We start from the raw sequence: 21,789 nt of genomic DNA on the forward strand, positions 1-21,789 counted from the left end.
TTGCGCACTTTGCAAGAGGCGTTTTTCGTGAATGAACTTATACCCGTCAAGCGAGTACTGAAAAGAGTCCCGCAACGCTTCTTGGCGGGATTATCAGCCAGCCGTCAGTCTCTTGCGCACTTTGCAAAAGAAGTCTTTCGTGAAAATTATATCCCCTATTTTATAATCGCCGCATCTTCAACAATCGCGGCATATTTATAACCAGCCCCGAAATCTTTATTTGCAGCGAGAACGCCTTCAATGGTGACGATACTGCCTACCTCCACTGTTTCTGAGCTGGTTACCACCAGATCATGGCTGTTCTGCATGGGATTGCCGGTGCCATCCTGGAGATGGATCCAGTTCTTGCCCATGATCAGCGGGTTGAATTTGACGACTTTGCCATGAACCTGAATTTTTTTGCCGGCAAGTTCTTTGGCATCGGTGAAGATTTTCTCAACGGTATATCCGTTAGCGGCAGCTGCTTTTTCAATGGAGATATCTTCCAGTGGGGCAATTGCACCAAGGCTGCCACCGGACATTTCCATTGCCGGTGCGATCTTGGTGTCGGTTTTTTCGGCCTTGACGGCGGCCGAGAAAGAATCATTTTCTTTTTCTATTACCGGCTGTGGTGCTGTTTCGGTCTTCTGGCCTGCGAGTCCTGAACTGAAGACGACGGTATCGAAGGTTCGATCAAGAGTCTTGCTGGTGAAATTTTTCTTCACCATTCCTTTGTAGTATTCGATAGCGGCACCCTTTTCAACAGGTGTGGCGGGAATAGCTACCCATGTTTTTGTAGCCCCACTCTCAACGAGCATATAGGTATACCCCGAGGCATTCATGGTTTCGATGACCGTGCCGGATATTGTCGGGATGTTCAGAGGCGCCGCTGACTTGGGCATCGCCATGAGTTGATTGGCCAGCAACAGTGGCGTGACGGAAAAAAGAACGGCAAAGATAAAAAAAACAAGTTTACGACACATCAGTAAAACTCCTTGGTAAAATATTATGGTGATGAAACACAGACAATTGTCAAATTAGTCATTTTCTATGAGAAAGGCAATATGTTCAAGCAAAGCCCGGGCCCATACTTCATAGGCCGATTCGGTGATATTTATCCCGTCTTCAAGAAAAACCGGGTGGTCTGCGTTGCTGAATCGATGGTGGGTATCAAGGTAGCAGCAACCGGTCTGCATGGCGGATGCTTCAATATGACTATTAAGGTTGGTGATCGTGGAATCGGACAATTCGGGAAGAACCATAGGAAAGAGGCTGCTGACCAGTACTTCCGCAGTCGGAAAGTCATGACTGAGTTGGACGCATATCTTTTTGAGCGTGTCAATGAACTCGTAATTGCCAGTGAGCACGTCATTGGTGCCCACCATAATCATGATCACATCGGCATGTGCAACCTGCTGCTTGATATCGGGCAGGGAGGCAAGCAGATCGGCGGTCGTCGTCTCGGGTACTCCTAAATTCATCACTTTGTAGGAAGGCATACGTGATTGCCAGTAAAAGTACGCTACATGTGAGTCCCCTAAGAGTAATACCTGTGTCATTTGTTTCGTTCAACAGTTTGAAAATGAAAGCGTTTAAAAAGAAAAAAGATTCGACACCGGAAATGTCGTAATCTCATATTACCTTAGCACATGACGATTGGGCTGCCAAAGATTTTCTTGAATGATCTCATCCCCACATGGGGGAATATCAGGGCCACTCATCCTGTCTAAGAGATTTACGGGATTTTTTTTAATACTCGCTTGACGGGTATAAGTTCCTTCACGAAAAACGTCTCTTGTAGAAAACACAAGAGACGTTTTTCTAAGTCACTAATAATCAGACTGCAAAACAACACAACCAAACGGAGGAACACCAATACGGTTTCTGGTTGATTGAGGGGGCGCAGCCTCAAGTGGGCAGGCGTCGTCTGGAGAAACAGCCGCAGTGTCGATAATTCGATACCAGGCCCGGCCTTTTTTTTGTGGTTCAGGAGCCATGAAATACAAGGTCTGGTCCTTGTTGCCGTTGAGCATTACAAAAAAGTCGCTCGATTCCTTGTCGCAGTCTGATGCGCGGAGTAGAAATGCCAGCCCCTGGCAGTCGGCTGACCAGTTCTGTGATCCGGGGATAAGGTATTGCCAGGCTATTTCGGGGTGTTTGTTACCTTTTGTGTTTGCATTTTGGGCGCCTTCAGGCTGGAAAAAATCTTTTCTGCGGAAGAGGGCATGTTTTTTTCGAAGGGCGATGCATACCTTGAAAAATCGGTGGAATCCCCTGTTTGTTTCAAGAAGTGACCAGTTCAGCCAGCTGGTCTGGTTGTCCTGGCACCAGGCGTTGTTATTGCCGTTTTGCGTGCGGCCGAATTCGTCGCCGGCGCAGATCATCGGCACTCCCTGGGAAAAAAGCAGCAGGATTGTGAAAGTTTTCAGGCGCCGCAGCCGGAGCCGCTGGATACCGGCTGAACATTCGAGGCCCTCGGTGCCGCTGTTCCAGCTGATATTGTGGTTGTCGCCGTCCCGGTTGTCTTCTCCATTGGCCCGGTTGTGCTTCTGGTTGAAGCTGACCAGGTCATAAAGGGTGAAGCCATCGTGGCTGGTCAGAAAATTAATCGAGCATAAGGGGCCGCGGCCACTCGACTGATACAGGTCCGAGCTGCCGGCTATGCGGGTCGCCAGTTGTGAAACCGTGTTTTTGCTGCCGATCATGAATGTACGGACGTCGTCTCGGAAACGACCATTCCATTCCGCCCACCGGGGGTCGGTAGAAAACGACCCAACCTGATACAACCCGGCGGCATCCCATGCCTCGGCGATCATCTTGGTGTCCCGGAGCACCGGATCTTCCCCGATTGCCTCGATCATTGGGGGGTTAAGCAGGACATTACCCTGCTGGTCCCGGCCGAAAATAGAGGCCAGATCAAACCGAAAGCCATCGATATGCATCTCGGTCACCCAGTAGCGCAGGGAATCACGGATGAGATGGCGCACCACCGGGTGATTGCAGTTTATGGTGTTGCCGCAGCCGGAAAAATTGAGATAGTTGTTGTCTTTGTCGAGAAGATAGTAAATAGGGTTGTCGATTCCCCTGAAGCTGCTGGTGTTGCCTGCGTATCCACCTTCCCCTGTGTGGTTGTAGACCATGTCAAGGTACACTTCAATCCCGGCCTGGTGCAGAGCCAGAACCATGGTCTTGAATTCGTTAATGGCCTGCTCGGAGTCGTGGGCGTATCCGGAATTGACGGCAAAAAAAGAGACCGGATTATATCCCCAGAAATTTTTTAATCGCCTGCCGCTGTCGGGATCGTGGAATACGGTATCATTTTCATCGAATTCGGTTACCGGCATCAGTTCAACGGCGGTGATGCCGAGACTCCGCAGATAGGGGATTTTTTCAATAACCCCAAGATACGTTCCCGGTGCAGCAACGCCGGAGCTGGCATCGTTTGTGAAACCACGTATATGGAGTTCGTAGATGATGGTTTCCGATAAGGGGGTTCTGAGAGGCCGGTCTTTTTGCCAGTCAAAATCCTGGGCGACAATTCTGCTGAGTGGTCTTGCCCCATATTGCGCAACTTCCCCCCATTTTCTCGGCTGCAGGGCGCAACTATACGGGTCAATGAGGATTTTGTCATAATCATAGACCAGTCCTTTGCCGGACGGATCGGACGGGCCGTCAAGGCGATAGCCGTAGCTGAAATTCTGTTGATGAGTTGTCAGCAGAATATGCCACATGTCCCCGGTTCGGTTTTCAATAGGGTCAAGCTCAAATTCATGGCGGATGGGGAGGACGGCATCTTTTATCCAGTGGTCGATAACCAGGGTGATGCGGGTGGCGTGTCGGCTGAAGATGGCAAAGTTTATCCCTTCCTGCAGTCTGCTGACCCCTCCGGGAAGGGGGTAACCTCTTTTTCTTATATCTATTCTTTTCTCAGTAGACATGCTGATGATGCTTATTAATGTTATTAGGAGAAACGCTTTCTGCTGAGCGGTAATGTTACTCCAGCCATGATAATAAGGAAATGATATATGGCAGAAAGTGATCAAATAGGCAGTTATATACACATATGGAGATAATTATGGGCATGTTTCACAAGGTGAAAATCGGCGATCAGATCATCAGTCCTATCGACTGGGAGATGACTCCGGATATGTCTTTCGGGACTTTTGAATCCTGGGGCGGGCGTGAAAGAGTACGCAACAATGAGGAGTGCGTCTATTATTTCTTTGTCGACAATTGGGGCGCTGTGCCGAAGCTCTGTCTGATGGAACGGGCCGTGAAACACGCAAAAATTCTGGCGGAAATAAAGGCACCGCTGGAAATAGTCAAACAATGCGTTAAAGGGCAGGGGAGCTCGTCGACGTTTGAAAAAAGTTATGCGATCAACGAGCCGATTAAACAGTGGCTGATCGAAAATGTGCTCGACGGGGGGGACTCGGGGCTTATCGTGCCGAGGGTCGAAATCGTGCTGATCGAAGACATGGGAACGCCGCTTCCCAAGGCTGCGGAAGCACCTTTTACCGGGGATGTGGTCCTTTTGCCCTCGGAGCCTGGCCTGATAAACGATGATGAGCTTGCCGGCGTGTTAAAAAAGTGGAATTTTTTCGATTCTGAATGCAATCCAACCGGACGATTTGCCAATGCCTTTGTTGCCACCGATGACCCTCAGGTCATTGTCGACCAGCGGACCTCACTGATGTGGCAACGGGACGGTCTTGATATTAACTCGATCAGAACCATGCAGAAAAATATCGACGAAATAAATAAAAATAATTTTGGCGGATTTTCCGACTGGCGACTGCCGACCATGGAAGAAGCCATGTCGCTCATGGAGCCGGAGAAAAATTTCAAGGATATTTACCTGAATCCGTGCTTTTCCAAAGAACAGCCATTTATTTTTGTCGCGGCCCAGCGCAAACCGGGTGGTTACTGGTTCGTGGATTTTAAACAGGGCCGGGCTTTCTGGTCGTCCGGGACAATTCCCGGAGGATTCGGCAGACTGGTTCGCACTGTTGCCTGACTATAAGGTTGTCTGGAAGGGTGGCCAGTAGCTGCAATCACCATCAGGGTCCTCTGGAATATTTCTAGAGGGCCTTTTTTTGTCTGGGTTACCTCAGTGAGCGGGGCGGATAGCGTCGGTCCCTTTTATGCAAGGCCGCATGGATGGTCTGGCTGAGTTTGCTGCTGCTATACGGTTTTCTGACAAGCCCCACGAGGCCAAGGTCTTTCATCTCCCGGAGGTCTTCTGCCTTGGAAAATCCTGAAGAGAGCACAACCAGAACATCCGGGTTGTACTTTCTCATGGCTTCAAAGCAGTCTCGGCCGTTCATAACCGGCATTGCCATATCCAGCAGCACCAGATCGAAAGCCGCATTCTCCTGCAGATATACCTGCAACCCTTCCTGGCCATTTCTGGCTACTATGACTTCGTATCCCAGTTCTTCAAGTATAGCTTTGGCGGTAAGCCGCATTACCTCTTCGTCGTCGACCACCAGTATGCGTCCACGGCCCTTCTGGAGGATCGGAGTGGCAATCTGTTGAGCAGACTCTGCATCGGCTAACGGGAAAAAGACCCGGAAGGTGGTGCCCGTGCCTGCTCTACTGTGCACGGTTATGGCCCCGCCATGCTGCTGGATAGCCCCGTAGGCAGAGGCCAGGCCGAGTCCGGTTCCCTGTCCCTTTTCCTTTGTCGTGAAAAACGGTTCGAATATTCTGCCCAGGTGTTCCGGTGCAATTCCGATTCCTGTATCCCGAATTTTTACTTCCAGGTATGTTCCCGGCTGGATGTCAAAAGTCGAGTAATTACAGTAGAGAGTGTCAAGTTCTGTAATATCGGAAGAGATAAATAATGTTCCGCCGCCTGGCATGGCATGGGATCCATTTATCCCCAAATTGAGAAATACACTCTGGAGTTGTGAGGGGTCACCTATTACGGTACTTTTCGCAGCTTTAAGACTGACCTTTATTTTAATTCGTGGATCGATGCTATTTTCCAGGAGGACGATGGCTTCGTGAATGACATCATGGACATTGACATGACTGGAGCTCTGCTGGCTGGAACGTGAAAAGGAGAGGAGCTTCCTTGTGAGACCTGCGGCTCGTGCTGCAGCTTCGAGGATCGTCTGGTGGAATTTTTTTGCCTTGGCATCGTCTGGCAGGTAGAGCCCAAGCATTTCTGCTGCGCCTATAATGCCACCAAGCATATTGTTAAAGTCATGGGCAATGCCACTGGCGAGTTGGCCTATAGCCTCCATTTTTTGTGCCTGGTGAAAGCTTTCTTCGAGTCTGCGCTGATCGGATATGTCCCGTGCAAAATTCAGGATGGCCGGTTTGCCGTTCCAGTCAACCATAACAGAGCTGATCTGAACGGTCAGCTCGCCCTTATCCTTCGTTAACGCGGTAATTGTGTAGGTACTGGGTGTGTCAGAGGCGCTGTTCACCCTTTTGGTGTAATGTTCTGTGACAACCTCTCTGGATGCCGGATGGATGAGGTCAAGGAGCGGACGGTTCAGCAGTTCTTCTCTTTGGTACTTAAGGTCCCTGATGGTCTTTTCATTGAAGAACACAAGTCTGTTATCCTGAACAATGAAAATTGCATCATTGGCGTTTTCTACAAGCTGACGATATTTACGCTCACTTTCCTGCATCGCTCTGTTGGCTTTCGTTAATTCAATGGTCCGTTCCTGTACACGTTGTTCCAGATGTTTATTTGCTGTCCGCAGAGCATCAAGCAGGAAAATGTTGTCATATTTAGATGCAATCATTTCGACTGCATGATTCAGAAGCATCAGCATTGGTGCAAGACGCTCCGTCTCGGTGGTGTTATCTAAAAACAGAAAGACTCCGCTGGGTATATTCTGGGTCTTAAAAGGAATGAGAGCTGCTGCTGTTGGCTGAAACGTACTGCGGTCAAACGTGCAGCTGATATTTTCAGGTTTGGTAATAAGGATTGGTCCGTATTTAAGATCTGTCAGGACGTCCTTGCTGATTTTTATCGGGTAGCCAATGTCTATGGAATCGGAGAATGATGCATAGCTTGCTATCTTCTCAATTTCACAACCGATTAAACGGCCACAGCTGCAAAAAGGAATCCCTTTGAGAATCGAAATTTGTTCTAAGCCGTTGCTGAATATTTCAATTTGGTTCTGCAGGTTTTGTATATTTTCGGATATCAGGCCAAGCAGAAGCGAATCTTCAGCTCTTTCGGCCAATTGCGCGTTTTCCTCTGTCAATACAGAAAGCTGGTGCTCAAGTGATTGGAGTCGTGATGGAAGATCGTCAGTCATGATCATGTACCGCAAAAAACATTTTCAGTTCTCTGGCAATGAGTTCGGGCTCGTCCTCCTGCATAAAATGGCTGCCGGTGGGGATTATGACGAGTTTTGCGCCAGGGATATTCTGCGCAAGTTTTTCGGCAATGGCAGCACTGAGATACGGGTCGGCGTCACCCCTCATGACAAGGACAGGGAGCTGCAATTGATGCAGTTTTTTTTCAATTTCCAGTAGCTCGTTGTTGTCGAGGCATGCGACGAAATGGAGAAAGGCCTTTCTGCCTTCCTTGGTCTTCAACGGTTCCCAGAAATCATTGAGAAGTTCTTTGGTGAGGTTTTCCTTGTGATACAAGCCTCTTCTGACAATCATCCGCAATGCGCCCTTGTCCAGTGTGGCCATGGCCAGCTGGCGGATAATAGGAGTGCGCAATGCAATTATCGGCTGTACCGGCCAAAAATCATAAGCGACGGAATTCATGAGAGTTAAGCTGAAGAGCTTTTCAGGGAAACTGACCGCAAAAATCTGCGCAACTCCTCCCCCGACATCGTGCCCGACGAGATGTATTTTTTGAATTCCCTTTTTTTCAAGGAAATCGTTTACGAGAGAAGCAAGTCTTTTGATCGAGTAAGGTTCTTCTATGCCCTTACCCGATGCACCGCAACCTGGAAGGTCTATGCCGAGGACCTGGTAGTCCCTGTCCAGGAGAGGAACGATCTTTCTCCAGATAAAGGAATAGGTGGAGACTCCATGCACGAGCAGCACAGGTTGTCCTTTCCCTTTTGCAAAATAGGCGATCTGCGTATTGCCGATTGAACATGAGGAAGTTGTGAGAGGTTGCATACGCGTCAAACCCTTTGATGCTGAATGCCGAACCAGAGGAGCCTTGTCGTTTTTGTGGGAACACGAAAAGAAGACCTCTACCCAGCAACGCTCTGTTTTGCGTGCATTGAGAACCAATTATAGGTTTTGTGTATAAAAGATCTCCGTCGGTTGTTTACCTATATATAAATAGTTTACTCCAGGAAAGATATAAATGACAGCCGAATAGTGTCATCTGGTTTTGTCTTAACAGACGGTGGTAATGTGCTGCGGCAATAATAGATTGCGGAACATTCCTTGGTGATTTTGTATGAGCTGATACGTTTGTCCTTTTTATAGTTAGAGGGGGATTGTATAGTTGTGCCTGATGATTTTTCTTTGTGTTTACATTGGTTGCGAGTGGCTGGGATGTCGCTGAATAATGGTGCTGGAAAATAATGAAGAGTTTACTGAAATCCATTCCTCTGGTTTTGCTGTGGCTGCTTTTTTCCGCCTCGTCGGGGTTTGCGGAAAAAGTTGTCCTGCCTCTGACCCTTGACCATAAACTGCTGACCTCCCTGCTCCTGCATGACAGTTTTACCGGCACCGACCAGAGTGCCGCGATCTTTGGATTGCCTGGTGATTGCACCTACGTGAGGATTGCCAAACCGCATTTTTCATCGGCCGGGAAACTGTTGCGTCTGGAAATGCAACTTGAAATACGAGTTGGTTTACATCTGGGCGAAAAATGTTTCATCCCAGTGGAGTGGCAGGGCTACCTGGAGCTCTTGCAGGAGCCGGTCTTTGATGGCCGGACATTTTCCCTCTCTTTTCGAACGGTTAATTCGAGTCTTTTGACCTTGTCCCGGCAACCGGCAACGGTTGCCGGCTTCCTCTGGAGATTTGCCAAGCCCAGAGTATCTGAATATCTCGACCAGGTGCGCCTTGATCTTGCACCGCCGATTACCGATCTGCGCTCTTTTCTTGCGCCGCTCTTTCATGCCGAGGCACAGCGATCAACCCAGGCCATGCTCGACAGCCTGCATGGGGGTGGGGTCGAGGTGAAGCCGGATGGTATCGTGGTGGAACTGCTCACCGAGGTGCAGGAAATCTTCCGGTCAAAAGATCATTTGGTGGTGACGGAGTTGACTGGAGAAGAGCGCCAGCAGCTCCTCGAGCTCTGGGATACCTGGGATGCCTTTCTGGTCCGACTGCTCACCACCATGGCCACTGAGTCGCTTAATCCGGCAGATCGGCAGACTCTTATAGATGTGTTGCTTGATACCCGGTATGCTTTTGTCGCAGCACTTGAACAACCCGATATTGGCAAGGATTTCGTCAGGATACAGTTTGTCCGGGCCTGGCAGCAACTGGCCCCTGTTTTTCGAAGACAGTTGTTTGCCCAGCCTTCGGACAATAGTCTCGGGTATCTGGCTTTTTTTACTGCCGCTGATGCCCTGGCCGTTTTTGATCGGATGGGACCAACGCTTGGTATAGAGATCAGCCAGCAGGGCCTGTTGCGTCTGGCCGGTATGCTGGCCGGCAAGGGGACAACCTTGCCCTACAGTCCGCATTTGGATAAACAGTTGCGAGAGCTGCTGCAGCTGCCGCCGATTGATGAGGATGTCAAGTCTCAGGATGATCTGCAGGAACTCGATATCCCCGTGGAGGAACCGGAGGATGACCCCTTCTCGCAAGTCTTCTATTTTTTCATTACACCGGTGTATGGCGCTTCGCTGCCGGCGTATGGCGATATTCTCAGTTGGAAAGTGCCCGAAGAAAATGTGGATGGGTATGTCGCAAGAGTCAGGGATGTTCTTGCCGAGAATACTGCCGCAATCTTATCCCGAAGCGAAATTTTACATCAGTTTCATGACATGTTCCGGAAACTCATCCCGGCAATGGCCTGGCAGGAAAGCTGTTTTCGTCAGTTTATCGTTAAAAATAATAAACTCACCTATCTGCTCTCCTCTAATCAGACATCGATTGGGTTGATGCAGATCAACGAACGGGTCTGGCGAGGTCTGTACGATCTCAGCCGCCTGCGCTGGGATATTCGTTACAACGCCCTCGCCGGTTGTGAGATTGCCGATCTGTATCTGCGTAAATATGCCCTGAATCATTCCCGCTGGCAAAAGAATGCTGATATGCAGCTTCTCGCCCAGGTTGTCTACGCCATGTATAACGGTGGACCTGGGGAGTACCAGAAGTTTCTCGAGCGGGAGCGTAATGGCAAAAAATATTCAAGCGAGCAACTTTTTTTTGAAAAACTGCAGTCAGTTGACCAGGAAAAATGGGATCGCGTCAAAGATTGTCTTGTTGGTGGCTGATACACCTTTTCCCGCAGTGCCACTCTCTTCTGTTATCTTCCCGGAAAGACACGATTTTTTCGTGAGTCCGCGGTAGCGCCCGATACTCTGTTTTTCCGATCGCCAACAATGTATATTGACAAAATGCAATGTATATGTACAATTAGGAAAAATGTACATATACATTATGGAGGATGGGCATGGAACTTACCGACAAACAGCAGCAGGTGTTCGACTATCTGATGGAACGGATGGACGAGGAAGGGCGCATCCCGACCTTACGGCAGGCCGCCGCTGATCTGGGCGTCAGCCATACGGCGGTGGCCCAGCTGATCAATCAGCTGGAAAAGAAAAATGTGCTTGAGCGAGAAGGATATTATGGCAGGACTGTGCGTCTGTATCCCGGAACCCGGGAAGGCCGCAGCCACGGGGTGGGCCGGGAACTGCCTATCGTCGGCCGGGTTACGGCGGGACTGCCCATGTATGCCCAGCAGGAGTGGGAGGGAACGATGGTGGTCGACAGTTCGCTCTTTCCCGGTGACAATCTTTTTTGTCTGCGCATCAAGGGGCAGTCGATGAAGGATGCCGGTATTTTCGATGGTGATCTGGTGGTCTGCGAACCGCGGCAGTATGCCGAAAATGGAGAGATCGTTGCCGTTCTGATCCAAGGGGAGGAGGCGACAGTCAAACGCTTCTTCCGTTATGCCGACCATATCGAACTCCGGCCCGCCAACGATGCCTATCAGGTCATGTGCTATCCGTTCAGCGAACTGCTGGTCCAGGGGAAGGTGGTTGGGGTAATCAGAGGCAGACATGCGGAGTTTGACGGTGAACGGAAAGAACGGTGACAGCCCGGCAAAGGTGGCGCTGGCCATTGGTGCCGGATCGACAGCACGTGGCCGGGTTTGCCCCGTGTATGTCGGCACCTGCGGCTATTCGTATACCGAATGGGTGGATAGCGGCTTTTATCCGGCAGGGACTAAAAGCATGGAGATGCTCGGCCTCTATGGCCGCTGTTTCTCGGTGGTCGAACTGAATTATACCTGGTATCAGATGGCCCGGGCCGACGCTTTGGCCCGGATGGTGGAAAAGGCTCCTGCCCACCTGCTGTTTGCCGCCAAACTGACCCGGACCATGACCCATGAACGGGCAGACAACTGGCGGGAACAGCTGCAGATGTACCGGCAGGGAATTGCACCTTTGCAAAAAAGGCTTGTCGCCGTCCTGATCCAGCTGCCGCCGGATTTTGACCGTTCCATCGCCAATCGTACCTATCTGGCCGCGCTGCTTGACGGGCTGCACGATGTGCCCGTGGCGGTCGAGTTTCGGCACTGTTCCTGGGCGGCCGATCCTGTTTTTGCCGAGCTGGAACGGCGGCAGGTCACCCTTGTGACTGTTGATGCGCCGTCGCTGCCCGGGTTTTTTCCTGCCCTTGATGTAGTGACGAATCCGGCGCTTTTCTATGTCCGTTTCCACGGTCGGAACAAAGCGGGCTGGCAGTCGGGAAATATGCAGAAAAAATTCAATTACGATTACTCCGATCAGGAACTTTGTGCCTGGTGTGATCAATACCTCTCTCCGATGGCTGCTAAAGCCGACCGGGGCATACTGGTTTTTAATAACCATGTCCGGGCCCAGGCCCCGAAAAATGGCCGGAGGCTGGCGGCGATCCTGGCTGATCTCAGGCCCCGGGAAAGTTGATGGCGCAGGGATTTACGCTGCGGGAGCGGGCCGTGCTGCATTTCAATGTCGCCGATTTTGCCGTTGCCGTCGAACGGGTGGCCGACAGCAGTCTGCGCCGCCGGCCGCTGATTATTGCCCCGCTGCAGGCAGCACGGGCGGTGGTCTACGATATGAGCGAAGAGGCTTACGGCGAAGGGGTGCGCAAGGGAATGGCCCTCAGGCAGGCGACCAGGCTCTGTCGGGGCGCGGCGCTTCTGGCGCCCCGTGTCACCCTGTACGACAAGGCGATGCGGGCCTTTGTCAAGGAGCTGCAGGGGTATTCCCCGCTGATTGAATGCGGCCGTGCGGATGGGCATTTCTTCGTCGACGTGACCGGGACCCATCGGCTGTACGGTCCGGCGCCCGATGTCGGCTGGCGGGTCCGTCGCCAGGCGCGCACCAGCCTCGGGATCAATCCGATCTGGACCCTCGGCACCAGTAAACTGGTAGCCAAGGTCGCTTCCCGACTGGTCAAGCCGGTGGGGGAATATATTGTCACTGCAGGGGATGAGGAACGTTTTCTCGCTCCCTTGCCCGTTCACCTTCTCCCCGGACTTTCCGCCCAGGAATTACTCAAGTTACAGGAGTTCCGGCTGACTACCATCGGTGCGCTGGCACAGCTGAACCGCCACCAGCTTATGGTCCCTTTTGGCCGCCGCTGCGAGTATCTGCATGCCGCCAGCCATGGTGTCGACGACAGCAGGGTGTGTACGCCTGAAGGCAAGGCAGAAGGTATTGACTATGAACATGTTTTTGCCGGGGATATCAACGATCAGGACCTGGTGGAGGGAGTTGTTGCCGCGCTTGCCGGCCGGGCGGGGTTTCAGTTGCGTATGCAGCGGCAGGTGACCAGGCGGGTGGGGATCTGGCTGAGATATTCGGACGGCGCTTTGGTGGTGCGGCAGGCCTCCTGCAAGGCCGGGACCAGCGAAGATATTCTGCTGCGTGAACTGGCGCTGACCGCCCTGCAGTGCGCCTGGACCAGGCGGGTCAGAATCCGCAGCTGTCGTCTGGTCTGTGACCGGCTGCAGCGTCAGTCGCCGCAACTGTCGCTTTTTGCCGAACCGGACCTGCGGCAATTCCGGCAGAAAAAGGTCAGTGGCGCCGTGGATATCTTGCGCAGCCGTTTTGGCCATGGAGTGATCGGCGTTGGCCTGCAGTATCCTCTCGCTTCCTCCGTTGACGATTCCGCCGGTTTCCCTGTCCATTGAGTGTCCCCCGTGTTTGCCCTTCGCGTCCGATCATATTACTCCCTGCTGCAGGGCACGTCGTCGCCCGCCGCCCTCTGCCGACAGGCAAAACAACGTGGCTATTCCGGTCTGGCTATAACCGATCGGGATAATCTCTACGGTCTCTGGGATTTTATCAAAGCCTGTCGGCATGAAGGCCTGCAGCCGATCATTGGCGCTGAGGTCTCCGAGCCGGGCTCAAAGAAATGCATTACCTGTCTGGTGCAAAACAAAATCGGCTACACCAATCTCTGTGGTTTGCTGACCAGGCGGCATATGGGCCAAAGTTTTACTCTTATGGACGATGTGGCATCTCTGGCCACCGGCCTGCTCGTTTTGTGTCGAGATACCAGTTTATTGCAGAAATATATCGAGCAGGGCGTGCAGGTTGCGGCCGATCTCGGTGCCTGCCCCAGTGGTCCTGGGCGCACGCTCCATACCTTTGCCCTGAACCATGGCATCGCCGCCGTGGCCACCGCCGACAGCGATATGAGCCAGGAGAGCGACCGGCAGCTTTCGTATCTGCTGCAGGCGATTCGTGCCGGCAGTACGATCAGCCGCCTTGTGCAGCAGCAGATGATGGAAGATCTGAACTGGCTGGCTGGTCCAGAAGCGTATCGCCATAATTTTGCCATCTGGCCGGAGGTGGTGGCGGCAACAGAAAAACTATGCAAAACCTGCACCTTCACCGGTCCGGATTTTGGGGTTGTCATGCCGCCCTGGTGGGGGGGAGAGGGACGGCAGCCAGCGCTCGTTTTACGAGAAAAGGCCTATCGGGGAGCAAGGCGCCGTTACGGAGACGATCTGGGCGAGCCGGTGATCGAACGGCTTGAGCATGAGCTGAAGGTGATTGAGAACATGGGATTTTCCGCTTATTTTCTGGTTGTCCGCGATATTGTCCATAGAAAGGGTGCGGATGGCAAAAGAAAAAAGAGGAGGATCTGTGGCCGCGGTTCGGGAGCCGCCTCGCTGGTTGCCTACTGCCTGGAGATAACCAATGTCTGTCCGATCAGATACAATCTTTATTTTGAACGTTTTCTCAATCCCGGCCGGACCGATCCCCCCGATATCGACATTGATTTTTCCTGGGACGAGCGCGATGAAGTGCTGGCCGATGTGCTGCAGGATTATGCCGGTCATGCGGCCATGGTCTGTAACCATGTCTTTTTTCAGCCGCGCATGGCTATCCGGGAAACGGCGAAGACCTTTGGTCTGCCGGACGGTGAGATATCCCGGTTGACCAAGCGGATGCCCTGGGTGCACAGCAGCAGGGCGGAAAATCTTGAACAGTGCCTGAGCTCTTTGCCGTCACTCAAAGATCAGGACCTGTCGCCTCCCTGGCCTGAGGTTTTAGCACTCGCTCAAAACCTGATCGGGGTGCCGCGGTATCTCTCTGTTCATCCGGGGGGAGTGATCATCACCCCGGAGCCGATCGCGCATTATGTGCCGGTCGAGCGCGCGGCCAAGGGCGTGCCGATTATCCAGTGGGAAAAAGACGGCGCTGAAGAGGCGGGGCTGGTCAAGATCGATCTTCTTGGCAACAGAAGCCTGGGGGTTATTCGCGATACCCTTGTTGCGGTACGTGCAGGCGGCGGCTGTCTTGACGAATTGACCTGGCAGCCCGAAGATGATCCGGCGACCAGGATGTCTGTTGCCGAAGGGGCGACCATGGGCTGTTTTTATATCGAGAGCCCGGCCATGCGTCTGCTGGAAAAAAAAGCCGGGACCGGCGATTTTGAACAGCTGGTGATCCAATCATCCATCATCCGACCGGCGGCCAACGAATTTGTCCGGGAATATGTACGGCGCCTGCATGGCGGCAGCTGGCAGCCGCTTTGCCCGCAGATCGGCGATGTTCTCGACGATACCTTCGGCCTGATGGTCTACCAGGAAGATGTCTCCAAAGTGGCCGTTGCCCTGGCCGGTTTCAGCCACAGTGATGCCGATGGCCTGCGCAAGATCATGTCGAAAAAAGACAAGGTGCATCGGCTTCAGCATTATAAAAACATGTTTTTTGCAGGCTGTATCCGGCGTCATGTCGACCCGGTCGAAGTGGAACGAATGTGGCAGATGATGATGAGCTTTGACGGGTATTCGTTTTGCAAGCCGCACTCCGCCTCCTATGCCAGGGTGTCCTTTCAGGCCGCCTATCTCAAACGTCATTATCCGGCGGAATTCATGGCTGCGGTGATCGCCAACCAGGGGGGCTATTATTCGACGTTTGCCTATGTTTCCGAGGCGAAAAGACTGGGTCTGAAAATTTCGCACCCGGATGTTCGGACCAGTAAGATTTCCTGGACCGGTAAAAAAGACCGGATACTGGTCGGCCTGCAGAGTGTGCACGGCCTGTCGGCTGGTTTCCTGGATCGGCTTGTCCGGGCGCGGGATCAGGAACCATTTCACGATAGCGGCGATTTTTTCAGGCGAACGCAGCCGGCGGACAATGAGGCCCGGGCGCTTATTCATGCCGGGGCGCTGGACAGCCTGCATCCCGAGAGCAACCGGACCGCTCTGCTCTGGCAATGGGCCAGTTTTCAACGGCTGCTGCACGATAAACGGTGCCTTTCCCTTTTTGCCGCAAAGCTCCCTCCGGCACCTCCGCTTCCGCCACCCGATACAAAGAGTGCCTTGCGAAGGGAGTATGAAATCCTTGGGTTTCTCTGTGACTGCCATCCTGTGCAATTTTTGCCGCAACAGGGACAAGGTCTGGTAAAAGTGGCAGCTCTGCCGGATCGTGTCGGACAACGGGTGCAGCTGGTAGCCTGGCTGCTGACCGGTAAGCTGGTATCGACACGAACCGGCGAGGTCATGGAATTTCTCACCTTCGAGGACGAAACCGGGCAACTGGAGACGACATTTTTCCCTGAAGTCTATCAGCGTCACGCACATATGTTGCGCAGCGGCAGAGGGTATCTGCTGACCGGTATGGTCGAGATGGATTTTGGCGCACTGACCCTCACCGTGGATACAATCCGGTCAGCCTGATACTGTTAAATAGGTTTGAAATTTTTTTAAAGTAGCGTATAAAGGCAGAAAGCTATTCTTTAACAAAAAGTCAATATATACAACATTACAATGAACGACCGGAAACGTATCCTTGTTATAGACGATGAGCCGACAGCCCTTGACCTGCTCCGCAGGATCCTGGAGATGAATGGATATGAAGTATTGTCGGCGGTGAATGGCCAGAAAGGGGTCGAACTGTTTCAACAAAGTCCCTGCGATATGGTCATAACCGATATGGTGATGCCGATTAAAGACGGTTTGCAGACCATTCTCGATCTGCGCACTCTGGCACCTAAGCTCCCGGTCATTGCCATCTCCGGCGGTGGGACTATCTCCAAGGAGCGGTACCTTGCCGTTGCCGGGTATCTTGATAATGTAATCACCATTGCCAAGCCTTTTGCTATCGAGGATATCACCGAAGCAGTAAAAAGACTTCTTCAGGATCAAAGTTCAGAGCCTTCTGAAGAGGTCTGATTTCGAGAAGCAGGCCTGCTGGTGCTCATGCTCCGTATTATCAAAAGAGCATCGATGCGTTGCTTGTTCAACTCGCGCCCTCATATAAATTTCCTCGGTAATTTCCCTAAACATAAATCCCCGCCATTCCTCGAACCCCGCTAATGTCCGGGGACGCCATTATCGGCACCGCATCAGTTTTATTTTCAGCCGTTACACCTGCCCTCGCACAGTTCAAAGACCTCTCCTGCGCATCTGCGGCACCGGCATGGCTTACCGTCCTGAGGTTGTGCCGGATTGATTTGTTTTCCGGTGAATGGTTGCATTGACGGCGAAAGTCGTTTTGTGTACTATCCTACGGCTTGTCCAAACTACGAAGCAGACCATAATTTTGCCTTGCCGGGAGTGAAAAGAGCCGGGGCATAGATAGAGGTGGGACCATGAATTCAGTTGTAGAAGTCGGTATGACTCTCAATTATGTTATCGATTCCAGCTGTGCAAAATACAAAGACAACCCTGCCATAGGCATGGCAATGGAAAAACCGCTCTCCTATGGTGAATTCCTCGAAAGTATTTTTGCCATTGCTGCGCGACTGCAAAAAAACGGTATTGGCAAAGGCGATCATGTCGCCATCCTCAGCGAAAATTCGCAAAACTGGGGTATAGCCTACCTGGCCATTGTTCGTCTGGGGGCTATTGCCGTTCCCATCCTGCCAGACCTGCCGGAGAGTGACGTCCATCATATTCTCAATGAGATGCAGGTCAAGGCGCTGTTTATAACCCAGAAGCAGATCGAAAAAATCTATGAGCTGCGGCAGGAACTGCAGGGGCCGATTATCACTCTTGACAACTACAATCCCGAGATCAGTGTTGTGCCGGTGGTTACTTTTTCCAGTTATCTGGCGGAAGCCCTGAGCGCCCTGAAAGAGGATGCCGAAGGTCCCATTTTCCCTCCGGTAGGTGAAGATGATCTCGCTTCTATTTTGTATACTTCCGGGACATCCGGGTATTCAAAAGCAGTCATGCTGACCCATAAGAACTTGACGGCTAATGCCTATGCCGCCGCCGGGCTGAAAGAAATCCAGCCGGGCTCCGTCTGGCTGTCGATTCTGCCTATGTCGCATACCTATGAATTCACCTGCGGTTTTATTCTGCCGCTGTTGCTCGGGGGACGTATTGCCTACGCCGGCAAAACGCCGACACCGGCGATCCTGCAGAAACTCTGTGCTTACGAAAAACCTTTTGCCATCTTCGCCGTCCCCCTGGTGCTGGAGAAGATCTATAAAAAAAGGGTCCTGCCGCAGATTGAAAAAAGCCGCCTGTTAAAAGGGGTGTGTAAATTCGGGGTGGGCAGAAAACTAGTTCATCGGAAGATAGGCAAAAAGCTGATTGCTTTTTTTGGCGGCAACCTGCAGCTCATGGGGATTGGCGGAGCAGCGCTTAATCCCGATGTTGAGAAGTTTCTCCATGAAGCAAATTTCCCCTATCTGATAGGCTATGGTATGACCGAGTCGTCTCCTCTGATTGCCGGAGGACCGGCAGGAGATAAAACAATTGCCATCGGCTCGACCGGCAAACCGATTCCCGGTGTTGAGGTGAAAATAGTCAGTCCGGATCCGGAAACGGGCATTGGTGAGATAACCGTCTGTGGTGCCAATGTGATGCGCGGTTATTATAATGATGAGGAAGCTACCAAAACAGTGTTGACCAAAGACGGATGGCTCTCCACCGGTGACCTTGGCTTTATCGATAAACAGGGTAATCTGCATGTCTGTGGCAGGTTGAAAAACGTGATTGTTCTCAGCAATGGGGAAAATGTCTATCCGGAAGCCATTGAACATAAGATGAACACCTTCCATTGGGTTGTGGAAACCCTGCTTATTGAAAACAACGGCCAGATGGAGGCCTGGGTTTATCCGGATTATGAATTTATCGATGATCAGACTGCCGGAAGTTCTCGTGCCGACAGGCGGGCCTACATTGAAAATTTGCTCGACTCGATGCGCCTGGAACTGAACCGACAATTGCCGAAATCATCCCGGCTGGCAAAGGTTTTCGAACGGCGGGAGCCTTTTATCAAGACGGCTACCCACAAGATAAAACGCTATCTTTATGATGGGCATGCTCTGTTGGGGTAGGCTACTTCACGAAAAAATTGTTCTGCAAAAGGCACAAAAAGTTGAATAGCAAGCCACTAATCCCGCCTAAATGCTTTGCGGGACTCTTTTCAGTACTCGCTTGACGGGTGCAAGTTCCTTAACGAAATAATTCTCTTGTAAAAAGCACAAGAGAATTATTTCTAAGTCACTAATAATCATGGCTATAAAAATACAGAAAAAAACCATTTGTCCGCTTGACTGTCCGGATACCTGCGGCATGCTCGCCACCGTTGAAGACGGCAGGGTCGTCGCCCTGCACGGCGATAAAGATCATCCGTATACGGCCGGTTTTATCTGTCGGAAGATGCGCCGCTATCCTGAAAGGCTGTATTGCGCGCAGAGGATTCTCTATCCGCAACTCAGGGTGGGCAGAAAAGGTGCGGGAGAATTTCGCCGGATCGACTGGCAGCAAGCGCTGGATATCCTGGCGGCCCGACTGAAGGCGATTTGTCAGCAATATGGCGGCGAGTCGATCCTGCCCTATTCCTATGCCGGCAATATGGGGGCGGTGAACCGCTTCGCCGGCTACCCTTTCTTTCACAGGCTGGGCACCTCCAGATTGGATCAGACCATCTGCTCCGCTGCGTCCGGCGCCGGCTGGCAGAAACAGTGCGGCAATCTTCCCGGCTGTCCCCCGGAAAACGCAGCGGATGCCGAGTTGATCGTTGCCTGGGGAATTAATATCAAAGTAACCAATGTCCACTTCTGGCGGTATGTCACCCATGCCCGGAAAAAAGGCGCGAGGCTGCTCGTTATTGATCCGTATTGCAATCAGACCGGCAAGGCGGCGGATAATTATCTCCAGGTAAAACCGGGTGGCGATAGTGGTCTCGCGCTGGGAGTGATGAAGTCGCTGATTGAGAAAAATAAGATCGACCAGCAGTTCATCGATCGCCATACCGAAGGATTCGCGCAGCAGGCGGCATATGTAATGGCACGGGATTGGGAGAGTTTTGTTTCTGAGAGCGGTGTCGCCAAAGATGAAATAGAGGAACTTGCTGCCCTGCTGGCCGGCGCACCCCGAACTTTTTTCAGGATTGGCATCGGTCTGTCGCGCAACAGCAGGGGTGGGATGAGCGTACGGGCGATTGCCTCGCTGGCCGCCTGCCTGGGCCTTTTTGCCGGGGGGAAAGGGCGGGGAGTTTTACTCTCTTCCGGAGCGTTCCGGGGAGATAAAGGGAAACTGACCTATCCCGATCTGGCAAGTGCGCCGACCAGGATCGTCAATATGATTCAGCTCGGTCATGCACTGACCGCTCTTGATCCACCGGTCAAGGCGCTGATCGTTTACAATTCCAATCCGATGAGTGTCAATCCAGACGGCGCAATGGTTCGACGGGGCCTGCAGCGAGAGGATCTCTTTACCGTCGTGCATGAACAGGTTATGACGCCAACGGCGAAGTATGCCGATCTGCTTCTTCCGGCGACAATTTTTCTGGAAAATCTTGATGTCTACACCGGGTACGGGCATTTCTATCTCGGTGTGGCGCAACCGGCAATTGAGCCGGTGGGGGAGGCGTGGAGCAATTTTAAATTATTCCAGAGCCTGGCGCTGAAAATGGGCTTTAACGAACCGGTTTTTCAGCAGAGCTGCGAGGAAAGGATTGTCGATTATCTGACTGATATGCCGGGATTCCCTGCGGGATGCGCTGTGCAGGACGTATTGGCCGGCAGCCTCGTCCATTCAGCTTATAGCAGCGTCGATGGGCGGGTGCTGGCCGACGGAACGCATACTCTTCGGCTTCTTTCTCCCAACTCGGTTCCGGAGCCGACCATGGCCTGTCTGACTGCTGCCGGTGAATTTGGTGATCCTGACCTGCAGTCCAGGTACCCCTTCCGTTTGATCACCCCGCCGCACCCTGATCTTTTGAACAGCACCTTTGGCGAATTCTATCCGGGTACGCGTGGTTCCGTTCTGGTTCACCCGGAGGATGCGGCAATGTGTCAAGTGCAGGATGGCGATACGGTACGCCTGTCCAATGGCCGGGGGCAAACGAAACGGCTGGCCAAAGTGACGACTGACACCGGCCGGGGAGTACTGGTTGCCGAAGGCATATTCTGGCCGGTAGAGGAAGATGCCGAAGTTGCCGGCAATGGTTCAGAAAACGCGATCCACGGCGGCATCAACGATCTGACCTCGCAAAAACTGACCGACATGGGCGGAGGAGCCACCTTTCATGAATCGCTGGTGTCGCTTGCGAAAATCTGACTGCCTTACGACAGCAGCAGGGAATTGGCAAAACTGATAATCGGCACAATCACCTTGGACAGCAGGCCGCTGAAGGCCAGGATAAGGATAAGAACAAAGCCGAAACGTTCAATCCGCATATACGATACTGCCAGATTGTCGGGGAGCAGGCCCATGAGGATGCGGCTGCCATCGAGAGGCGGAATGGGCAGAAAATTGAAAATGCACAGGACGAGGTTGATCCAGACACTGGCTATCAGCATCGAATTGAGTGGTACGAGGATGGCCTCGGCTGCAACTGAGTAGGGGAGGATGTTGGCCAGCAGCCAGAGGCCCTTGGTCAATATTGCACTGGCTACTGCAACTGCGAGGTTGGTGGCCGGACCGGCCAGAGCCACCCATAACATATCCTTTCGGGGATTTTGAAAATAGTTCGGATTGACGGGCACCGGTTTGGCCCAGCCGAATTTTATGAAGAAAAAGGCTATGGTTCCAAGGGGATCGAGATGCTTTAACGGGTTCAGGGTCAATCTTCCGGCATCTTTCGCGGTCGGGTCGCCGAGACGATAGGCGACATAGCCGTGGGCGAACTCATGAAAGGTCAGAGCGAAAAGCAGCGGCGGCGCGAGAATGATGAGTTGGGTAATAAACTGGTTCATTGTCTGGTGTTGATAAAA

General features: G+C 52.3%; 16 protein-coding genes. 10 read left to right on the top strand and 6 right to left on the bottom strand.

The features are described from left to right. The coding region (locus FCL47_RS24880; RefSeq protein ID WP_205747394.1) for a hypothetical protein at positions 1-201 on the top strand (201 nt) is incomplete at its 5' end. Here FCL47_RS24880 and FCL47_RS20820 read toward each other — a convergent pair. The 3 genes from FCL47_RS20820 to glgX form a co-directional block, all read right to left on the bottom strand. Further along, on the bottom strand, positions 156-962 hold the full coding sequence (locus FCL47_RS20820) for a DNA-binding protein (protein ID WP_136815655.1): 807 nt from the start codon (positions 960-962) through the stop codon (positions 156-158). The genes FCL47_RS24880 and FCL47_RS20820 overlap by 46 nt on opposite strands. Positions 963-1,016: 54 nt before the next feature. Beyond that, on the bottom strand, positions 1,017-1,478 hold the full coding sequence (locus FCL47_RS20825; protein ID WP_240744323.1) for a GDSL-type esterase/lipase family protein: 462 nt from the start codon (positions 1,476-1,478) through the stop codon (positions 1,017-1,019). Between the two features lie 330 nt (positions 1,479-1,808). After that, positions 1,809-3,917, bottom strand: coding sequence for a glycogen debranching protein GlgX (glgX, locus tag FCL47_RS20830; RefSeq protein WP_136815657.1), 2,109 nt, complete (start codon positions 3,915-3,917; stop codon positions 1,809-1,811). A 137-nt stretch (positions 3,918-4,054) separates the two neighbouring features. Between glgX and FCL47_RS20835 the strand changes: the two genes are divergently transcribed. Continuing rightward, positions 4,055-4,996, top strand: a complete 942-nt coding sequence (locus tag FCL47_RS20835; protein ID WP_136815658.1) for a DUF1566 domain-containing protein — start codon at positions 4,055-4,057, stop codon at positions 4,994-4,996. 88 nt (positions 4,997-5,084) lie between these two features. On the opposite strand, the gene FCL47_RS20840 is transcribed toward FCL47_RS20835, so the two are convergent. Then, positions 5,085-7,262, bottom strand: a complete 2,178-nt coding sequence (locus FCL47_RS20840) for a response regulator (protein WP_167496595.1) — start codon at positions 7,260-7,262, stop codon at positions 5,085-5,087. Then, entirely contained in the window at positions 7,255-8,088 is an 834-nt protein-coding gene (locus FCL47_RS20845; protein WP_136815660.1) for an alpha/beta fold hydrolase, read from the bottom strand. Before FCL47_RS20845 ends, FCL47_RS20840 begins: the two co-directional genes overlap by 8 nt. Positions 8,089-8,504: 416 nt before the next feature. On the opposite strand from FCL47_RS20845, the gene FCL47_RS20850 reads away from it, so the two are divergent. The 8 genes from FCL47_RS20850 (at position 8,505) to FCL47_RS20885 (ending at position 21,133) form a co-directional block, all read left to right on the top strand. Further along, positions 8,505-10,376, top strand: coding sequence for a lytic transglycosylase domain-containing protein (locus tag FCL47_RS20850; RefSeq protein WP_136815661.1), 1,872 nt, complete (start codon positions 8,505-8,507; stop codon positions 10,374-10,376). A gap of 179 nt (positions 10,377-10,555) precedes the next feature. Next, positions 10,556-11,203, top strand: a complete 648-nt coding sequence (gene lexA / locus FCL47_RS20855) for a transcriptional repressor LexA (RefSeq protein ID WP_136815662.1) — start codon at positions 10,556-10,558, stop codon at positions 11,201-11,203. Then, entirely contained in the window at positions 11,184-12,056 is an 873-nt protein-coding gene (locus tag FCL47_RS20860; protein ID WP_240744324.1) for a DUF72 domain-containing protein, read from the top strand. The genes lexA and FCL47_RS20860 overlap by 20 nt, the downstream gene beginning before the upstream one ends. Beyond that, positions 12,056-13,288 (top strand): hypothetical protein, encoded by a 1,233-nt coding sequence (locus FCL47_RS20865; RefSeq protein WP_136815664.1) that lies wholly within the window; start codon positions 12,056-12,058, stop codon positions 13,286-13,288. The genes FCL47_RS20860 and FCL47_RS20865 overlap by 1 nt, the downstream gene beginning before the upstream one ends. A 9-nt stretch (positions 13,289-13,297) precedes the next feature. Further along, on the top strand, positions 13,298-16,291 hold the full coding sequence (locus FCL47_RS20870; RefSeq protein WP_136815665.1) for a DNA polymerase III subunit alpha: 2,994 nt from the start codon (positions 13,298-13,300) through the stop codon (positions 16,289-16,291). Positions 16,292-16,381: 90 nt separating this feature from the next. Then, positions 16,382-16,786: a response regulator gene (locus FCL47_RS20875; protein ID WP_136815666.1), complete on the top strand. Its 405-nt coding sequence runs from the start codon at positions 16,382-16,384 to the stop codon at positions 16,784-16,786. Between the two features lie 419 nt (positions 16,787-17,205). After that, a complete protein-coding gene (locus FCL47_RS20880) occupies positions 17,206-18,903 on the top strand; it encodes an AMP-binding protein (protein WP_136815667.1) in 1,698 nt (565 codons plus the stop codon). Positions 18,904-19,081: 178 nt separating this feature from the next. Further along, positions 19,082-21,133 (top strand): molybdopterin-dependent oxidoreductase, encoded by a 2,052-nt coding sequence (locus FCL47_RS20885; protein ID WP_136815668.1) that lies wholly within the window; start codon positions 19,082-19,084, stop codon positions 21,131-21,133. A 5-nt stretch (positions 21,134-21,138) separates the two neighbouring features. On the opposite strand, the gene FCL47_RS20890 is transcribed toward FCL47_RS20885, so the two are convergent. Then, on the bottom strand, positions 21,139-21,771 hold the full coding sequence (locus tag FCL47_RS20890; protein WP_136815669.1) for a site-2 protease family protein: 633 nt from the start codon (positions 21,769-21,771) through the stop codon (positions 21,139-21,141). Positions 21,772-21,789: the final 18 nt, after the last annotated feature.

Origin of the sequence: Desulfopila sp. IMCC35006 (assembly GCF_005116645.1) — a bacterium.
Classification (GTDB): domain Bacteria; phylum Desulfobacterota; class Desulfobulbia; order Desulfobulbales; family Desulfocapsaceae; genus Desulforhopalus_A.